Here is a 15,112-nt window from a genome sequence, read left to right on the forward strand (position 1 = left end):
GTTGGCCCGCTACATCACCATTTCGCTCGACAAGCGCGGCGTGTCCTGCCGTGCCGTGCTGCTGGACGCGGAGGCGCCGCGGACCTGCCAGGCGGTGTGGGACGCGTTGCCGCAAAGCGGTTCGGCCTACCACGCGAAGTACGCCCGCAACGAGGTCTACACGCTGGTTCCGCCGTTCGCCGACCCGAAGCCGGGCCGGGAGAACCCGACGGTGACACCCATTCCCGGCGATGTCGTCTATTTCGGATTCGAGGCGTGGGAAATCGGAAATCCCGCCTACGGGTACGAGGACAGCAGCGAGGCGCACAGCGATCGGGGCGCAACCGATCTGGCCATCTTCTACGGCCGGAACAACCTGCTCATCAACGGGGACGCCGGCTGGGTTCCGGGCAACGTGTTCGCCACGATCGTGGAGGGGCTGCCGGAAATGGCGGCGGCCGCCCAGGACCTCTGGCTGCGCGGCGTCGAGGGCGAAACCCTCTCCTTCGCCCGCGCGGAGTGACCCTCGACCTGCGGTCGTTAGGGGCAGAACCCTGGTCCCCCGTCACTCGTTAGCGTGATCATAGGGGGATCACCTTACGTGGCAATGTCTTCACCCGTTCGGGCGGGCATCACCCGGGTGTGGCGAATCAAGATCGTCATCACCCCAGGTGGGCCCGCCCGGCGGGGCTACGAGGGCGTCCTGACACCCCCGGTCGCGAACCCGAAAGTGTTACGTGTTTAGGCTGGGCGGATTTTCCACCCCGCTATTCGCGAGGCACCACGCTTTCCGGAGCGGTTTGACACCTCCCGGCGGAACTGAAAATCTTCCCCTGCTTTCGAAAGCAACCAGGGAAAAAGAAGATTTGATTCCGCAAAGGAGCCCCTCTCCAATGTTCGCTGCGCACTTCCACCACGGCCACGACATCGTTTCCAACATCCTGGCCGGTCTCGCGCACGTCCTCGGCTGGCTGGTCTGACCCGCTCGACTGAGAACGCGGGGCCGGTACGTTGGCGCGGACCGGCCCCGCACCCTTTCCGGCACCGGTAAGCGGTTCTCCTCAGCAATGCACGTCTGCTCGTTGTTCGGCGAAACCCACCTACCGGCGAGGACCTCACCGGTAGGCGGCTCGCGTGACCTCGATCCTCCGCCAAACATGAATCGCCTTCACTTCCTGCCCTCCGCCCTCCCGTACTAGGCTTCCGTCAACGGCAGGCGCAGGAAAGGACGGGGTACGTCATGGGCGACGTCACCGCGCGGATCGCCGAGATCGTCGGCGAGCGCAACCTCCTCACCGGGGACTCCATCCCGGACGACTACGCGAAGGACGAGTCTCTGACGGTCGCCGCCGCGAAACCGGCCTACGTCGTCAAACCCGGCACCGCCGAGGAGGTCGCCGCGCTGCTGGCCCTCGCCGCCGAGAACGACCTCCCGGTCACCGCGCGCGGCTCGGGCAGCGGGTTGTCCGGCGCGGCCCGGCCGCGGGAGGACGGCCTGCTCGTGTCGTTCGAGCGGATGAACGCGGTCCTGGAGATCGACACCGCGAACCAGGTCGCCGTCGTCCAGCCGGGCGTCACGCTCAGCGAGCTGGACGAGGCGACCCAGGACGCCGGCCTCGCCTACACGGTCTACCCGGGCGAACTGAGCGCGAGCGTCGGCGGCAACGTGGGCACCAACGCCGGCGGCATGCGCGCGGTCAAGTACGGCGTCGCGCGGCACAACATCGTGGGCCTGCAGGCGGTCCTGCCGACCGGCGAGATCATCCGCACCGGCGGCAAGACGTCCAAGATCTCCAGCGGTTACGACCTGACCCAGCTGATCATCGGCTCGGAGGGCACGCTCGCGCTGGTCACCGAGGTGATCGTCAAGCTCCACCCGCGCCTGGCGCACGCCGCGACACTGCTCGCCCCGTTCGGCGACCTCGACCAGGTGATGCGGGCGGTCCCGGAGATCATCGCCAGCGGCCTGACGCCGAACATCCTGGAATACATCGACAACCTCACGATGGCGGCGATCACCTACAACGAGAAGCTGGAGCTGGGCGTCCCGGAGGAGGTCCGCAACGCCACGCAGGCGTATCTGGTGGTGGGGCTGGAGAACCGCGACGGCGACCGGCTGGACGGCGACGTCGAGCGTGCCGGCGAGCTGCTCGGCGAGCTGGGCGCGTCCGAGGTGTACGTGCTCAACGGCGGTTCGGCCCGCAAGCTCATCGAGGCGCGGGAAAAGGCGTTCTGGACGGCGAAGGCCGCCGGCGCGGACGACGTGATCGACGTCGTGGTGCCGCGGTCGGAGATGCCCGGCTTCCTGGCGAAGGTCCGGGAACTGGCCGCGGCGGCCGAGGCCGGCGCGATCGGCTGCGGGCACGCCGGGGACGGCAACGTCCACTTGGGAATCTTCTGCAAGGACCCGGAGAAGCGGCACCGGCTGCTGCACGACATCTTCGCCGCGGGGATCGCGGCGGGCGGCGCCATCTCCGGCGAGCACGGCATCGGGCAGGCGAAGAAGGACCACTTCCTCGCGCTCGAGGACCCGGCCAAGATCGCGTTGCTGCGCCGGATCAAGCAGGCCTTCGACCCGAAGGGCATCCTGAACCCGGATGTCCTGTTCGACTGAGGAGTGAGATGAACGGCGCGCAGTCCCTGATCCGCACGCTCGTCGACGCGGGTGTCGACGTGTGCTTCGCCAACCCGGGCACGTCGGAGATGCACTTCGTCGCGGCGCTCGATTCGGTGCCCGAGATGCACGGTGTGCTGGCCCTGTTCGAGGGTGTGGTGACCGGCGCGGCCGACGGTTACGCGCGGATCGCGGACAAGCCGGCCGCGACGCTCCTGCACCTGGGGCCGGGGCTGGGCAACGGCCTGGCGAACCTGCACAACGCCCGCCGCGGGCACGTGCCGGTGGTGAACGTGATCGGTGACCACGCGACCTACCACAAGAAGTACGACGCGCCGCTGGAGTCGGACATCGAGGCGATCGCCGGTTCGCTCAACGGCTGGGTGCGCCGGTCGGCGAACAGCGCGGAGGTCGGCGCGGACGCCGCGTTCGCCGTCGCCGCCGCGCAGGAGGCGCCGGGCAAGGTGGCGACGCTGATCCTGCCCGCGGACGTGTCCTGGGGTGACGGTGGTGTCGCGGTGCAGCCGGTGCCGCCGCGCACACCGCAGACCGTCGCCGAAACCACGGTGAAGGCCGTGGCGGAGGTGTTGCGCACCGGCGAGCCGGTCGCGTTGCTGGTGGGCGGCCCCGCCTGCCGCGAAGCCGGCCTGCGGGCGGTCAGCCGGATCGCGACCGCCACCGGCGCGAAGCCGTTCGTGGAAACCTTCCCGGCCCGGTTGGAGCGCGGCGCCGGACTGCCCACGATCGAGCGGCTGGCGTACCTGGCCGAGCAGGTGCAGTGGCAGCTGGAGGGCATCAAGCACGTCATCGTGGCGGGGACCAAGGCGCCGGTGTCGTTCTTCGCCTACCCCGGCAAGCCCAGTGATCTGGTGCCGGACGGCGCCCAGGTGCACACGTTGGCGGAGCTGGACCAGGACGTGGTCGCCGCACTGGAAGCCCTGGCCGACGAGGTCGCGCCCGAGGTGGACCCGGTGCTGCAGGAGCCGGCTCGCCCCGCGCTGCCGAGCGGCCCGCTCACGGTGCAGAACTGGGTCGAGGTGATCGGCGCCCTGCTCCCCGAAGGCGCGATCATTTCGGATGAGGCCAACACGTCGGGCCTGCTGCTCCCCGGCGCCACCGCGGGCGCCCCCCGCCACGACGTGCTCACCCTGACCGGCGGCGCGATCGGCCAGGGACTCCCGGTGGCGGTGGGTGCCGCGGTCGCCGCCCCGGACCGCCCGGTGATCGCACTGCAGGCGGACGGCAGCGCGCTGTACACCATTTCGGCGCTGTGGACGATGGCGCGGGAAAACCTGAACGTGACGACGGTGATCCTGAACAACCACGCCTATGCCATCCTGCGTATGGAACTACAGCGGGTGGGAGCCGAGGCATCCGGCCCGAAGGCGAAGGACCTGCTGGACCTGGCCCGCCCCGACATCGACTTCGTGAAGATCGCCGAAGGCATGGGCGTCCCAGCAACAAGGGCGACGACGGCGGAGGAACTGGCCGACCAGTTCCGCAACGCACTCAACAAGCCAGGACCGCACCTCATCGACGCGGCGGTGCCACCCCTGCTTTGACGGCAAAGCCGGAGCTTTGAACACAGTGAAGCTGGGTGGTCATCCCGTCGCCTGACACGCAACGATCACCTTGAGCCAGGGCCGCAACCCGGGCTCTCTCCGGCGGCCGACGGTGCCAACCTTGCGGCCCTGGCTCAAGGTGATACGCACAAACCGGAAGGCGACGGGATGACCACCCGGCGACCACCTGCCCGAGGTGAGACGACAACGGTCCCCCGTCATCCCGGAGCCTGCCCGTCCGGCGAGGACATCTTTTGATCTTTAGAGGTAACGTTGGGCAGGCGAAGAGTCCGCCCTTCGGGCGGTTAAAGCGCCTCACGGCGCCGAACGGTCACCTTCCGACCACCCCCGCCCCCGATGCCTGATTGTGTTTCAGTCGCCGAGCAGGCGTGTCAAGGCGGGAAAGAGTACCTTGACACGCCTGATCGGCGACCAAAGCAGGCTGTGGATCGGGGGCGGGGGAGGTCTGGTTGGGGTAGTCGGTGCTGCTGCGTTGCCGGGCGCCGGTTGTGCAGGGCTGCCGCGCGGCCCTGGGGGTGGTCGGTGCTGCTGCGTTGCCGGGCGCCGGTTGGGTTCAAAGAAAAAAGCGCCCTCCCCTGTTGGGAAGGGCGCCTTTCCTTCTCAGTCCTACTCGAACTTTTCGCCTGCTTCGGCCTTCTTCACCAGCGACTCCGGCGGCTGGAAGTGCTCACCGTACTTCTCCGCCAGCTCCTTCGCCCGCGCCACGAAACCGGGCAGGCCACCCTCGTACTGGTTGATGTACTGGATGACACCACCGGTCCACGCCGGGAACCCGATGCCGAAGATCGAGCCGATGTTGGCGTCCTGCACCGACAGCAGCACGCCCTCGTCGAAGCAGCGGACCGTTTCCAGTGCCTCGGCGAACAGCATGCGCTCCTGCAGGTCCTTGAACGGCACGTTGGCGCCGCCGGACTTGAACGCTTCCCGCAGGCCCGGCCACAAGCCGATGCGCTTGCCGTTCTCGTCGTAGGAGTAGAAGCCCGCACCGCTGGAGCGGCCCTTGCGGTCGAACTCGTCGATCATCCGGTCGATGACCGCCTCGGAGGCGTGTCCCTGCCAGGTGCCGCCCGACGCCTCGATCGCCGCCTTCGTTTCCTCGCGGATCTTCCGCGGCAGGGTCAGCGTCAGCTCGTCCATCAGCTGCAGCGGCGGCGCCGGGTAGCCGGCCTGCGAACCGGCCTGCTCGATCGACGCGGGCTCCACACCCTCGCCCAATGCCGCGACCGCCTCGTTGATGAACGTGCCGATCACCCGGCTGGTGAAGAAGCCGCGGCTGTCGTTGACCACGATCGGTGTCTTCTTGATCTGCAGGGTGTAGTCGAAGACCTTCGCCAGGGTGGCGTCCGACGTCTTCTCGCCGCGGATGATCTCCACCAGCGGCATCTTGTCCACCGGCGAGAAGAAGTGGATGCCGATGAAGTCCTCCTGCCGCTGCACGCCCTGCGCGAGGCCGGTGATGGGCAGCGTGGAGGTGTTCGAGCCGAGCACGGCGTCCGGGTTGACGATGTTCTCGATCTCGCCGAAGACCTTGTGCTTGAGCTCCTGGCTCTCGAACACGGCCTCGATCACGAAGTCCACCCCGGCGAAGTCCGCCGGGTCGGCCGTCGGCTTGATGCGCGCCAGCAGCGCGTCCGACTTCTCCTTGGTGGTCTTGCCCCGCGACAGCGCCTTCTCTTCGAGCTTGACCGCGTAGCCCTTGCCCTTCTCGGCCGCCTCCAGCGAGACGTCCTTGAGCACGACCTCGATCCCGGCCTTCGCCGACACGTACGCGATCGCGGCCCCCATCATGCCCGCGCCGAGCACGCCGACCTTCCGCGCCTGGTACTTCTCGTACCCGTCGGGGCGGGAGCCGCCGGAGTTGATGTGCTGCAGGTCGAAGAAGAACGCCTTGGTCATGTTCTTCGCGACCTGACCGGTGACCAGGCTGACGAAGTAGCGGGTCTCGATCTGCGTCGCGGTCTCGACGTCGACCTGCGCACCCTCGACCGCCGCGGCCAGGATGGCACGCGGGGCGGGCATCGGCGCGCCCTTGAGCTGCTTGCGCAGGTTGGCCGGGAACGCGGGCAGGTTCGCCGCGAACTTCGGGTTCGACGGGGAGCCGCCGGGAATCTTGTAGCCCTTGACGTCCCACGGCTGCTGCGCCTCGGGATTGGCCTTGATCCACTCCTTGGCCTTGGGCAGCAGCTCGTCCACACTGGACACGACCTCGTGCACGAGGCCGAGCTCCAGCGCCTTGGCCGGCTTGTGCCGCTGGCCCTGCACCAGCACGTTCAGCACGGCGCTCTGGATGCCGAGCAGCCGCACGGTGCGCACGATGCCGCCACCGCCGGGCAGCAGGCCCAGGGTCACCTCGGGCAGGCCGACGACCGTGCCCGGCACGTCCGCGACGATCCGGTGGTGCGTGGCGAGCGCGATCTCCAGGCCACCGCCGAGCGCGGCGCCGTTGATGGCGGCCACGACCGGCTTGCCGAGGGTCTCCAGCTTGCGCAGCTGGGCCTTCATGGCGTTGGTGCTCGCGGTGATCTCGGCCGCGTGCTCCGGCGTGGCCTGGATCAGGTCACGCAGGTCACCGCCCGCGAAGAACGTCTTCTTCGCCGACGTGATCACGACCCCGGTGATCGAGTCCTTTTCGGACTCCAGCCGCTCGACCGTGTTCTTGAAGGACTCGCGGAAGTCGGCGTTCATCGTGTTGGCCGACTGGTTGGGGTCGTCCAGGGTGAGCACGACGACGCCGTCGGAATCCTGGTCCCAGCGAATAGTGTTGGTCATGATCACACCCGCTCGATGATCGTCGAGATACCCATTCCGCCGCCGATGCACAGCGACAGCAGCGCGCGACGCGCCTGGCGCCGCTCCAGCTCGTCGACCATCGTGCCCAGGATCATGGCACCGGTCGCGCCGAGCGGGTGGCCCATCGCGATCGCCCCGCCGTTGACGTTGACCTTCTCGTCCGGCAGCTTCAGGTCCTTCATCCACTTGAGCACGACCGACGCGAACGCCTCGTTCAGCTCGAACAGGTCGATGTCGTCGGTGGTCATCCCGGCGAGGTCGAGGACCTTCCTGGTGGCCGGCGTCGGCCCGGTCAGCATGATCGTCGGGTCGGACCCGGTGATGGTGGCCGCCACGATGCGGGCCCGCGGGGTCAGGCCCAGGTCCTTGCCGACCTGCTCGTTGCCGATCAGCACCAGCGCGGCGCCGTCGACGATGCCGGAGGAGTTGCCGCCGGTGTGGACGTGGTTGATCTTCTCGACCGAGTGGTACTTCTGCAGCGCCACCGCGTCGAAGCCACCGAACTCGCCGATCGTCTCGAACGCCGGCTTGAGCTTGGCCAGGCTCTCCAGCGTGGTGCCGGGGCGGCGGTGCTCGTCGTGGTCGAGGATCGTGACACCGTTGATGTCCTTGACCGGCACGACCGACTTCGCGAAGTAGCCGCCGGACCAGGCCGCCTCGGCCTTCTCCTGCGAGCGCACCGCGAAGGCGTCGACGTCCTCGCGGCTGAAGCCCTCGATGGTGGCGATCAGGTCCGCGCCGATGCCCTGCGGCACGAAGTACGTGTCGTAGTTCGTGGCCGGGTCGGTGAACATCGGGCCGCCGTCGGAGCCCATCGGCACGCGCGACATCGACTCGACGCCACCGGCGATGATCAGGTTCTCCCAGCCGGAGCGCACCCGGGCGGCGGCCTGGTTGACGGCCTCCAGACCCGAGGAGCAGAAGCGGTTGAGCTGGACACCGGCGACGGTGTCGGGCAGGCCGGCGGCCATCGCCGCGGCGCGCGCGATGTCGGCGCCCTGGTCACCGACCGGCGAGACGACGCCGAGGATGATGTCGTTGATCGCGGCCGGGTCCAGGCCCGGGTGCCGGGCCTGGAGTTCGTGAATCAGTCCGGTCACGAGGTCGATCGGCTTGACCCCGTGCAGGGACCCGCCCTTGTTCTTGCCACGAGGCGTCCGGATCGCCTCGTAGATGTATGCCTCGTTGCTCACACCGACGGTCCTTCCTGCTTACTGCATCCGTCTGGGTCTGACGCTAATTGCCACTAACATACTCCGGCTGATTCCCCTGGTGTCAACCGTTTGCAGGGGGTCTCACTCCGGCTAGAGTGGGATCACCATGTCGAGTACGTCCCGTCGCCCCGACCGCAAGGCCCAGCTGGCCGGCCTGGCCGCCGAGCTGTTCCGCGCCCGCGGCTACCACGGGGTGGGCATCAACGACATCGCCGCGGCGGCCGGCATCACCGGTCCCGCCGTGTACCGGCACTTCGCGGACAAGCAGGCGATCCTGGCGTACGTGCTGCTCGACGGCGTGCGGGAGATGGAGGACGCGACCGCGGCCGCGTTGTCGACCCTGCGCCGGCCGGACGGCGCGCAGGTGGAGCGGCTGCTGCGGGGCATCGCGGAGTCGTCGGTGGAGCGGCGGGACGTGGCGGCGCTGTGGCGGTGGGAGGGGCGGCACCTGTCGCCGGAGGACCAGCGCGAGATCGGCCGCCGGTCGGCGGCGTTGCTCACGTCGTGGGCCAAGGAGCTCATGAACCTGCGCCCCGACCTGGGGCCTGCGGACGCGGAACTGCTGTGCTGGGCGGCGATGAGCGTGTTCGGCAGTGTTTCGGTCCACCGGACGTCGGTGGCGCGGAAGCGGTTCGCCGAGCTGCTGGCTTCGCTGGCCCGCCGGGTGCTGCACGTGCGGCTGCCGGACGATGTCGCCGAGCCGGCGCCCGCACCGGCCGGGGTCGGGGTGGTTTCGCGGCGGGAGCAGATCCTGTCGGCGGCGGCGGAGTTGTTCCAGCGGCGCGGCTTCCACGCGGTGAGCATGGAGGACATCGGCGCGGCGGCCGGTATCGCGGGCCCCAGCGTGTACCGGCACTTTTCGAGCAAGGCGGCGCTGCTGGGGGCGATCGCGCGCCGGGCGGCGGACCGGTTGCTGCTGGACGCGGAACGGGTGCGGCTGAGCAGCGCGGACGAGACGGAGGCGCTGCGCGGGCTGATCGATTCGTACGTGCGGGTGCTGACCGGTTCGGCGGAGCTGGCGGTGTCGTTCTCGGCCGACGCGGTCAACTACGCCGAGGAAGAGGGCGCCGAGCTGCTGCGCATCCAGCGGGACTACGTGGCGCAGTGGGTCAGCCTGCTGGGCGCCGCGCAGCCGTCGCTGAACCCCCGCGAAGCGAAGATCACGGTGCACGCGGCCCTGACGATTGCGAACGACCTGTCGCGCACCCGGAGAGTCAATTCGAGACCGGGACTGGCCGCCGAGCTGCGGGTCCTGATGGCGGCGGTACTGGACCTGGGCTAGCCGGCCTCACGGATCGGGCAGGAACTGACGCACCAGGGCGTCGGCGGCCCAGTCCGTCCACTCCCGCGCGCTCCAGCCCCGCTGGTGCACGAGCAGGTGGTAGACCTCGGGCGAGAGGGTCGCCAGCGCGATGTCGGCCGCCCGCTCCGCGTCGATCCCGCCCCGGAGCTCGGTCTTCGCCACCAGCCGCTCGGCGAACGCGGTCATCACGGTCCGCCGCTGATCCAGGTTGACCTGCCACATCTCGGCGATCTCCGGGTCCACCGCGGCGGCGGACCGGACGACCTCGAGGATGTCCGCGACGCGCGCGAAGATCGTGCCCGCGCCGGCCACCATGAGCCGCAGCTGCTCGGCGCGCGGCGCGGCCATCGCCTCGGCCACCCACGGCCGGTCCAGCGTCGGCACCGGCTCGGTGTCGCCCGCCACGTGGACGTCCAGCAGCTCGCCGAGGATCGCCCGCTTCGTGGCGAACGTGAAGTACAGGGTCTGCACCGCGACGCCGGCCTCCTTCGCGATGGCCTGCATGCTCGTCGCCGCGTAGCCCTGCCGCACGAACAGCGCCTTCGCCGCGTCGAGCATCCGCGCCCGCGTCCGCGCGGCCTTCGCCGCCCGCACCCCGGTCTTCCCCGGTACCCGCTCCGCCACCACGCCTCCTCCTTGACTAGAGCAACACTCTAGCGGAACACTCACTAGAGCAATGCTCTAGTGAAATTGGAGGAGGCACTCGTGGACGGAAGACGCGGGGCCCTGCTGCTCATCACCGTGGTCGAGCTGGTGGTCCTGCTCGACGCGACGGTCGTCAACATCGCGCTGCCCGCCATCGGGGCGAGCCTCGGGCTGGGCGAGGCCGCGCTGAGCTGGGTGACCAACGCGTACCTGCTGGCCTTCGGCGGCTGCATGCTGCTCGGCGGACGGGCGGCCGACCTGCTGGGACCCCGGCGCGTGTTCCGCGCCGGTCTGGCGCTGTTCACCGTGGCGTCGGCCGCGGCCGGTCTCGCGCCGACGGCCACGGTGCTGATCGCGGCCCGCGTCGCGCAGGGCGTCGCGGCGGCCGTCGTCGTGCCGGCGCAGCTGGCCCTGCTCACGGCGACGTTCACCGCGCCGGACGCGCGACGGCGGGCGTTCGGGGTGTGGAGCGCGATGGGCGCCTCGGGCGCGGCGATCGGCACCGCCCTCGGCGGCGTGCTCACCCAGGCCCTGGGCTGGCCGTCGATCTTCCTGATCAACGTGCCGGTCGGCGTCGTGGCGCTGGGGCTCGTCGCGCGGTTGCTGCCGGCGGATCCGGTGGTCACCGGGCCCCGCCGGCTGGACATCCGCGGAGCGGTGACCGGCACGGCGGCGCTGGTGCTGCTCGGCTACGGCCTGCCCGCGCTGCACGGCGACCCGGCCACGGCAGTCGTCACCCTGGTCGCCGGGGCCGTGCTGCTGGTCGTGTTCCTGGTCGTCGAAGCCCGCGCGGCCGAACCGGTGATGCCACTGCGGCTCTACCGGATCCGCGAGGTCAGCGTCACCGCGGTGATCAACGCGCTGGTGGGTGCGGCCCACGTGCCCGCGTTCGCGTTGCTGGCCCTCTACTTGCAGAACACGCAGCAGTACACGCCCGTGCAGTCCGGGCTGGCCGTCCTGCCGGTCGCGGTGGTGGGCATCGTCGCGGCGCGAACGGCGCTGCCTGGCGTGCTCGCCCGGATCGGCGGCCCGGGCGCCCTGGCGCTCGGGCTCGCGCTCCAGACCGTCGCACTGGCCTGGTACGCGCTGCTCCCGCCCGCGGCGGACTACCTGACCGACATCCTGCTCCCGTCGCTGATCTTCGGCGCCGGCCTGCCCACCGCGTTCGCGGGCGCGACGGTGCCCGCCGTCACCGCCGTCGGCCAGTCCGACGCCGGGATCGCGGGCGGGATCGTCGGCACCGCCCAGCGGGCCGGCTCCGGGCTGGGCGTCGCCGTCGTCCTGGTGCTCGCCGAAGCCGTCACCACGAGCCGCGGGTACCTGGCCGGTCTGCACGCCGGTTTCCTGACCACCGCCGCCTTCGCCACGGCCGGATCGGCACTCGCCCTCGCCCTGCTCCGCCCCACCCGCACCCCGCAGCCCGCCGGAGAGGCACCATGACCACGTCCACCACCGCCCCCGGCGGCGCACTGTCCACTTTGGCCCGGCGGCTCCTGCGGCACCGGGTTCGCGCACTGGTCCTCGCCGCGTTCTTCGCGGTACTGGCCGGCGTGTTCGGCAGCGTCGCCGCCGGCGAGCTGTCCAGCGGCGGCTACACGGCCCCCTCGTTCGAGTCGGTGCGGGCGGACCGGATGCTCGCCGACCGGTTCCACGCCGGGGCGCCGGACTTCGTGCTCGTGGTCCGCGCCGGCGACGACGTGTCCGCGCACGCGGCCGCGGGCACCCGCCTCACCGAGCGGCTGGCCACCACCCCCGGCGTGCGGTTCGCCCACTCCTACTGGACGACCGGCGATCCCGCCCTGCGGTCGGCGGACGGCCGGAGCGCGCTCGTCGTGGCGAAGCTGAGCGGGGACGACACCGAGATCAGCCACACCGCCCGCGCACTCGCCAAGGACCTGGGCGGACGTCACGACGGCCTGGACGTACTCGCCACGGGCTCGGCCACCGTCAACGAGGAGGCGGACCGGCAGAGCGCCGCCGACCTGACCCGAGCCGAGCTGATCGCCGCGCCGCTGACACTGCTGATCCTGCTGGTGGCGTTCGGCCTGGCCGCCGCGGCCGCGCTGCCGGTGCTGATCGGGGCCGTCACCGTCGCCGGCACCCTCGCCATCCTGCGGCTGCTCACCACCGTCACCCCGGTCTCGATCTTCGGGCTGAACATCGCCACCGCGCTCGGCTTCGGGCTCGCCGTCGACTACAGCCTGTTCCTCGTCACGCGCTACCGGGAGGAACTGGCAGCCGGGCGCGACACCGCGGAGGCGATCGTCACGATGCTGCGAACCGCCGGGCGGACGGTCCTGTTCTCCGCGGTCACGGTCGGCCTGTCCCTGTCCGCGCTGCTGGTGTTCCCGATCTACTTCCTGCGGTCGCTGGCCTTCGCCGGGATCGCGGTGGTCGCGCTCGCCGCGCTCGCGTCCATCCTGGTGCTGCCACCGGTGCTCGCCCTGCTCGGGCACCGGCTGGACCGGTTCGACCCGTTCGCCCGGCTGCGCCGCCACCGGCTCGGCCTGTGGCGACGGCTCGCGGTGCGGGTGATGCGGCGGCCGGTGCTGGTGGGGGCGTCCGCGGCCACGGTGCTCGTCGCGCTGGCCCTGCCGTTCGGCCAGGCCCAGTTCGGCCTGCTCGACGACCGGGTGCTGCCCCGGGACAGCCCGGCGCAGATCGCCGGCGACGCGGTGCGGACGGAGTTCCCCGGCGGCGGGGCCGCTCCGGTCGTCGTGGTGCTGCCGGACGCGGACCCGCCGGCCGTGGCCGCGTACGCCCAGAGCGTGGCCGGCCTGCCCGGAACGGCACGAGTCGACATCGGGGCGTCTTCGGGGCAGGGCGGATGGCTGTCGGTCGCCTCGACCGCCGAACCCAACTCCGCGGCGGCGGAGGAACACGTCCGTGCCGTGCGCGCCCTGCCCGCCCCCGGTCCCGCCCTGGTCGGCGGGGACGCGGCGGTCCTGACCGACACCAAGGACATGCTGGCCGAACGCATCCCGTGGGCCGCGTTGATCATCGTGGTGAGCATGCTCGTGCTGCTGTTCCTGTTCTCCGGCAGCGTGGTGATCCCGTTGAAGCAGCTCGTGCTCACCGTGCTCAGCCTGACGGCGTCGTTCGGCGCCATGGTGTACGTCTTCCAGGACGGCCACCTCAAGTGGCTGGTCGGCGACTTCGTCCACACCGGACAGCTCGAGGTGACGGTGCCGATCCTGATGTTCTGCATCGCCTTCGGCCTGTCCATGGACTACAGCGTGTTCCTGCTGTCCCGCATCCGGGAGGAGTACCTGGCGCACGGCGACAACACGCGCGCGGTGGCGGCGGGCCTGGAGCGCACGGGACGGCTGGTCTCGGCCGCCGCGCTCGTGGTGGCCGTCGTCCTCGCCGCGGTGGCCACCTCCGGGTTGAGCGTGCTCAAGCTGCTGGGAGTCGGGCTCGCACTGGCCGTGCTGGTGGACGCGACCCTCGTGCGCGGGCTGCTGGTGCCGTCGGCGATGCGGCTGCTGGGAGCGGTGAACTGGTGGGCGCCCGCGCGGCTGCGCCGGTGGCACGACCGCTTCGGCCTGCACGATTGACCGGGGCGGTGGCGTTCACCGGCCTCCATGCGCTAACCTACTCGTGAGTAGGTAACGGCGATGGGAGTGCGACGTGGCGGCGCTCAGGGAGAACGGCGGCCGGAAGCGGGACGTGATGGGCTTCGGCCTGGCCGCCCTCTCCCGGCTCGCGGGCAGCAGGACGCTGGAACGCAGCGGGTTGCGCGAGCCGGTGCAGAACCTGGTTTCGGCGGCGACGAGGAACGGTTTCAAGGTCGCCGGCGCGGCCAGCCGGACGTTCTCCTCCTCGCGCAAGCGGGGCGGTGACGCGACCCGCCCGGCCCCGGCCGAGGACAAGGGTCTGTTCGACCTCACGCCGTCCGAAGACCAGCAGATGATCGTCGAGACGGTCGGTGAGTTCGCGGCCGAGCAGCTGCGCCCGGCGGCCGCCGAGGCGGACGAGAAGCTCAGCCCGCCGGACGGTCTGCTCACCAGGGCCGCCGAACTGGGCGTGACGCTCATCGGCATCCCGGAGGAGCTGGGCGGCGCGGGTGCCGAACGCTCGGTCGTCACCAACGCGCTGGTCGCCGAGGCACTCGCCCACGGCGACCTCGGCCTGGCGGTCGCGGTGCTGGCGCCGTCGGCGGTCAGCAACGCGCTCGTCCTGTGGGGCGACGCGCAGCAGCAGGCCGACTACCTGCCGGAGTTCGTCGGCGAGAACGTGCCGGCCGCGGCGCTGGCCCTGCTGGAGTCCAAGCCGCTGTTCGACCCGTTCAAGCCGGCCACCAAGGCCCGCCGCACGCCCGGCGGCTACCAGCTGGACGGCGTGAAGTCCCTGGTCCCGCGCGCGGCGCAGGCCGAACTGTTCGTCGTGTCCGCCGACCTCGAGGGGCGCGGGCCGGCACTGTTCCTCGTCGAGTCGTCGACGGCGGGCGTGTCGATCGAAGCCGAGCCGGCGATGGGCCTGCGCGGCGCGGCGACCGGGAAGCTGCACCTGGAGAAGGTGTCGCTGCCCGCGGGCGCGCTGCTCGGCGGCGGCTCGCCGGAGGTGTTCACCGAGGCGGTGCGGCTGTCCCGCCTGGGCTGGGCCGCGCTGGCCACCGGCACCGCGAAGGCCGTCCTGGACTACGTGATCCCGTATGTGAACGAGCGCACCGCGTTCGGCGAGCCGATCAGCCACCGCCAGGCGGTCGCGTTCTCGGTCGCGGACATCGCGATCGAGCTGGAGGGCATGCGGCTGGTCATGCTGCGCGCCGCGGCGCGGGCCGAGCAGGGCAAGCCGTTCGCCCGCGAGGTCGCGCTGGCCCGCAAGCTGGCCGTGGACAAGGGCATGCGCATCGGCAGCGCCGGTGTGCAGCTGCTGGGCGGGCACGGGTTCGTGAAGGAGCACCCGGTCGAGCGGTGGTACCGCGACCTGCGTGCGATCGGTGTGCTCGAGGGCGTCGTCCTCCTCTGACAAGCCTGGGAAG

10 protein-coding genes are annotated in these 15,112 nt (G+C 70.8%); 7 read left to right on the forward strand and 3 right to left on the reverse strand.

Features of this window, described 5'->3' with window-relative positions; translation table 11 throughout:
- Window position 1 precedes the first annotated feature (1 nt).
- The 3 genes from D0D28_RS12730 to D0D28_RS12740 all read left to right on the forward strand — a co-directional run bounded on the left by D0D28_RS12730 (window position 2) and on the right by D0D28_RS12740 (window position 4,155).
- Entirely contained in the window at window positions 2-502 is a 501-nt protein-coding gene (locus D0D28_RS12730; RefSeq protein WP_094008630.1) for a DUF3830 family protein, read from the forward strand.
- 717 nt (window positions 503-1,219) lie between these two features.
- Entirely contained in the window at window positions 1,220-2,593 is a 1,374-nt protein-coding gene (locus D0D28_RS12735; RefSeq protein ID WP_116110712.1) for an FAD-binding oxidoreductase, read from the forward strand.
- Between the two features lie 8 nt (window positions 2,594-2,601).
- Window positions 2,602-4,155 carry an acetolactate synthase large subunit gene (locus D0D28_RS12740; RefSeq protein ID WP_116110713.1) on the forward strand — a complete coding sequence of 518 codons (1,554 nt, stop codon included), beginning with the start codon at window positions 2,602-2,604 and terminating at the stop codon, window positions 4,153-4,155.
- A gap of 627 nt (window positions 4,156-4,782) precedes the next feature.
- On the opposite strand, the gene D0D28_RS12745 is transcribed toward D0D28_RS12740, so the two are convergent.
- The gene (locus tag D0D28_RS12745; RefSeq protein WP_162831051.1) at window positions 4,783-6,945 is read right to left on the reverse strand and encodes a 3-hydroxyacyl-CoA dehydrogenase NAD-binding domain-containing protein; all 2,163 of its coding nucleotides are present in this window, start codon (window positions 6,943-6,945) and stop codon (window positions 4,783-4,785) included.
- 2 nt (window positions 6,946-6,947) lie between these two features.
- Window positions 6,948-8,159, reverse strand: a complete 1,212-nt coding sequence (locus D0D28_RS12750) for an acetyl-CoA C-acetyltransferase (RefSeq protein WP_116110715.1) — start codon at window positions 8,157-8,159, stop codon at window positions 6,948-6,950.
- Window positions 8,160-8,286: 127 nt separating this feature from the next.
- On the opposite strand from D0D28_RS12750, the gene D0D28_RS12755 reads away from it, so the two are divergent.
- Window positions 8,287-9,462 carry a TetR/AcrR family transcriptional regulator gene (locus tag D0D28_RS12755; protein ID WP_094008620.1) on the forward strand — a complete coding sequence of 392 codons (1,176 nt, stop codon included), beginning with the start codon at window positions 8,287-8,289 and terminating at the stop codon, window positions 9,460-9,462.
- Between the two features lie 6 nt (window positions 9,463-9,468).
- Here D0D28_RS12755 and D0D28_RS12760 read toward each other — a convergent pair whose 3' ends face one another.
- Window positions 9,469-10,107 carry a TetR/AcrR family transcriptional regulator gene (locus D0D28_RS12760; protein WP_240323194.1) on the reverse strand — a complete coding sequence of 213 codons (639 nt, stop codon included), beginning with the start codon at window positions 10,105-10,107 and terminating at the stop codon, window positions 9,469-9,471.
- An 81-nt stretch (window positions 10,108-10,188) separates the two neighbouring features.
- Between D0D28_RS12760 and D0D28_RS12765 the strand changes: the two genes are divergently transcribed.
- The 3 genes from D0D28_RS12765 (at window position 10,189) to D0D28_RS12775 (ending at window position 15,099) form a co-directional block, all read left to right on the forward strand.
- On the forward strand, window positions 10,189-11,568 hold the full coding sequence (locus D0D28_RS12765; protein ID WP_116110716.1) for an MFS transporter: 1,380 nt from the start codon (window positions 10,189-10,191) through the stop codon (window positions 11,566-11,568).
- Window positions 11,565-13,685 (forward strand): MMPL family transporter, encoded by a 2,121-nt coding sequence (locus tag D0D28_RS12770; protein ID WP_116110717.1) that lies wholly within the window; start codon window positions 11,565-11,567, stop codon window positions 13,683-13,685. Before D0D28_RS12765 ends, D0D28_RS12770 begins: the two co-directional genes overlap by 4 nt.
- 115 nt (window positions 13,686-13,800) lie before the next feature.
- A complete protein-coding gene (locus tag D0D28_RS12775) occupies window positions 13,801-15,099 on the forward strand; it encodes an acyl-CoA dehydrogenase family protein (protein WP_116110741.1) in 1,299 nt (432 codons plus the stop codon).
- Window positions 15,100-15,112 lie beyond the last annotated feature (13 nt).

This window comes from Amycolatopsis ruanii, assembly GCF_003385175.1.
GTDB classification, from domain to species: Bacteria; Actinomycetota; Actinomycetes; order Mycobacteriales; family Pseudonocardiaceae; genus Amycolatopsis_E; species Amycolatopsis_E thermalba.

Excerpts from the sequence above, each read along its gene's own strand:
- D0D28_RS12770 (WP_116110717.1), top strand. The coding sequence starts at position 11,565 with ATGACCACGTCCACCACCGCCCCCGGCGGCGCACTGTCCACTTTGGCC.
- D0D28_RS12735 (WP_116110712.1), top strand. The coding sequence starts at position 1,220 with ATGGGCGACGTCACCGCGCGGATCGCCGAGATCGTCGGCGAGCGCAAC.
- D0D28_RS12740 (WP_116110713.1), top strand. The coding sequence starts at position 2,602 with ATGAACGGCGCGCAGTCCCTGATCCGCACGCTCGTCGACGCGGGTGTC.
- D0D28_RS12745 (WP_162831051.1), bottom strand. The coding sequence starts at position 6,945 with ATGACCAACACTATTCGCTGGGACCAGGATTCCGACGGCGTCGTCGTG.
- D0D28_RS12755 (WP_094008620.1), top strand. The coding sequence starts at position 8,287 with ATGTCGAGTACGTCCCGTCGCCCCGACCGCAAGGCCCAGCTGGCCGGC.
- D0D28_RS12775 (WP_116110741.1), top strand. The coding sequence starts at position 13,801 with ATGGGCTTCGGCCTGGCCGCCCTCTCCCGGCTCGCGGGCAGCAGGACG.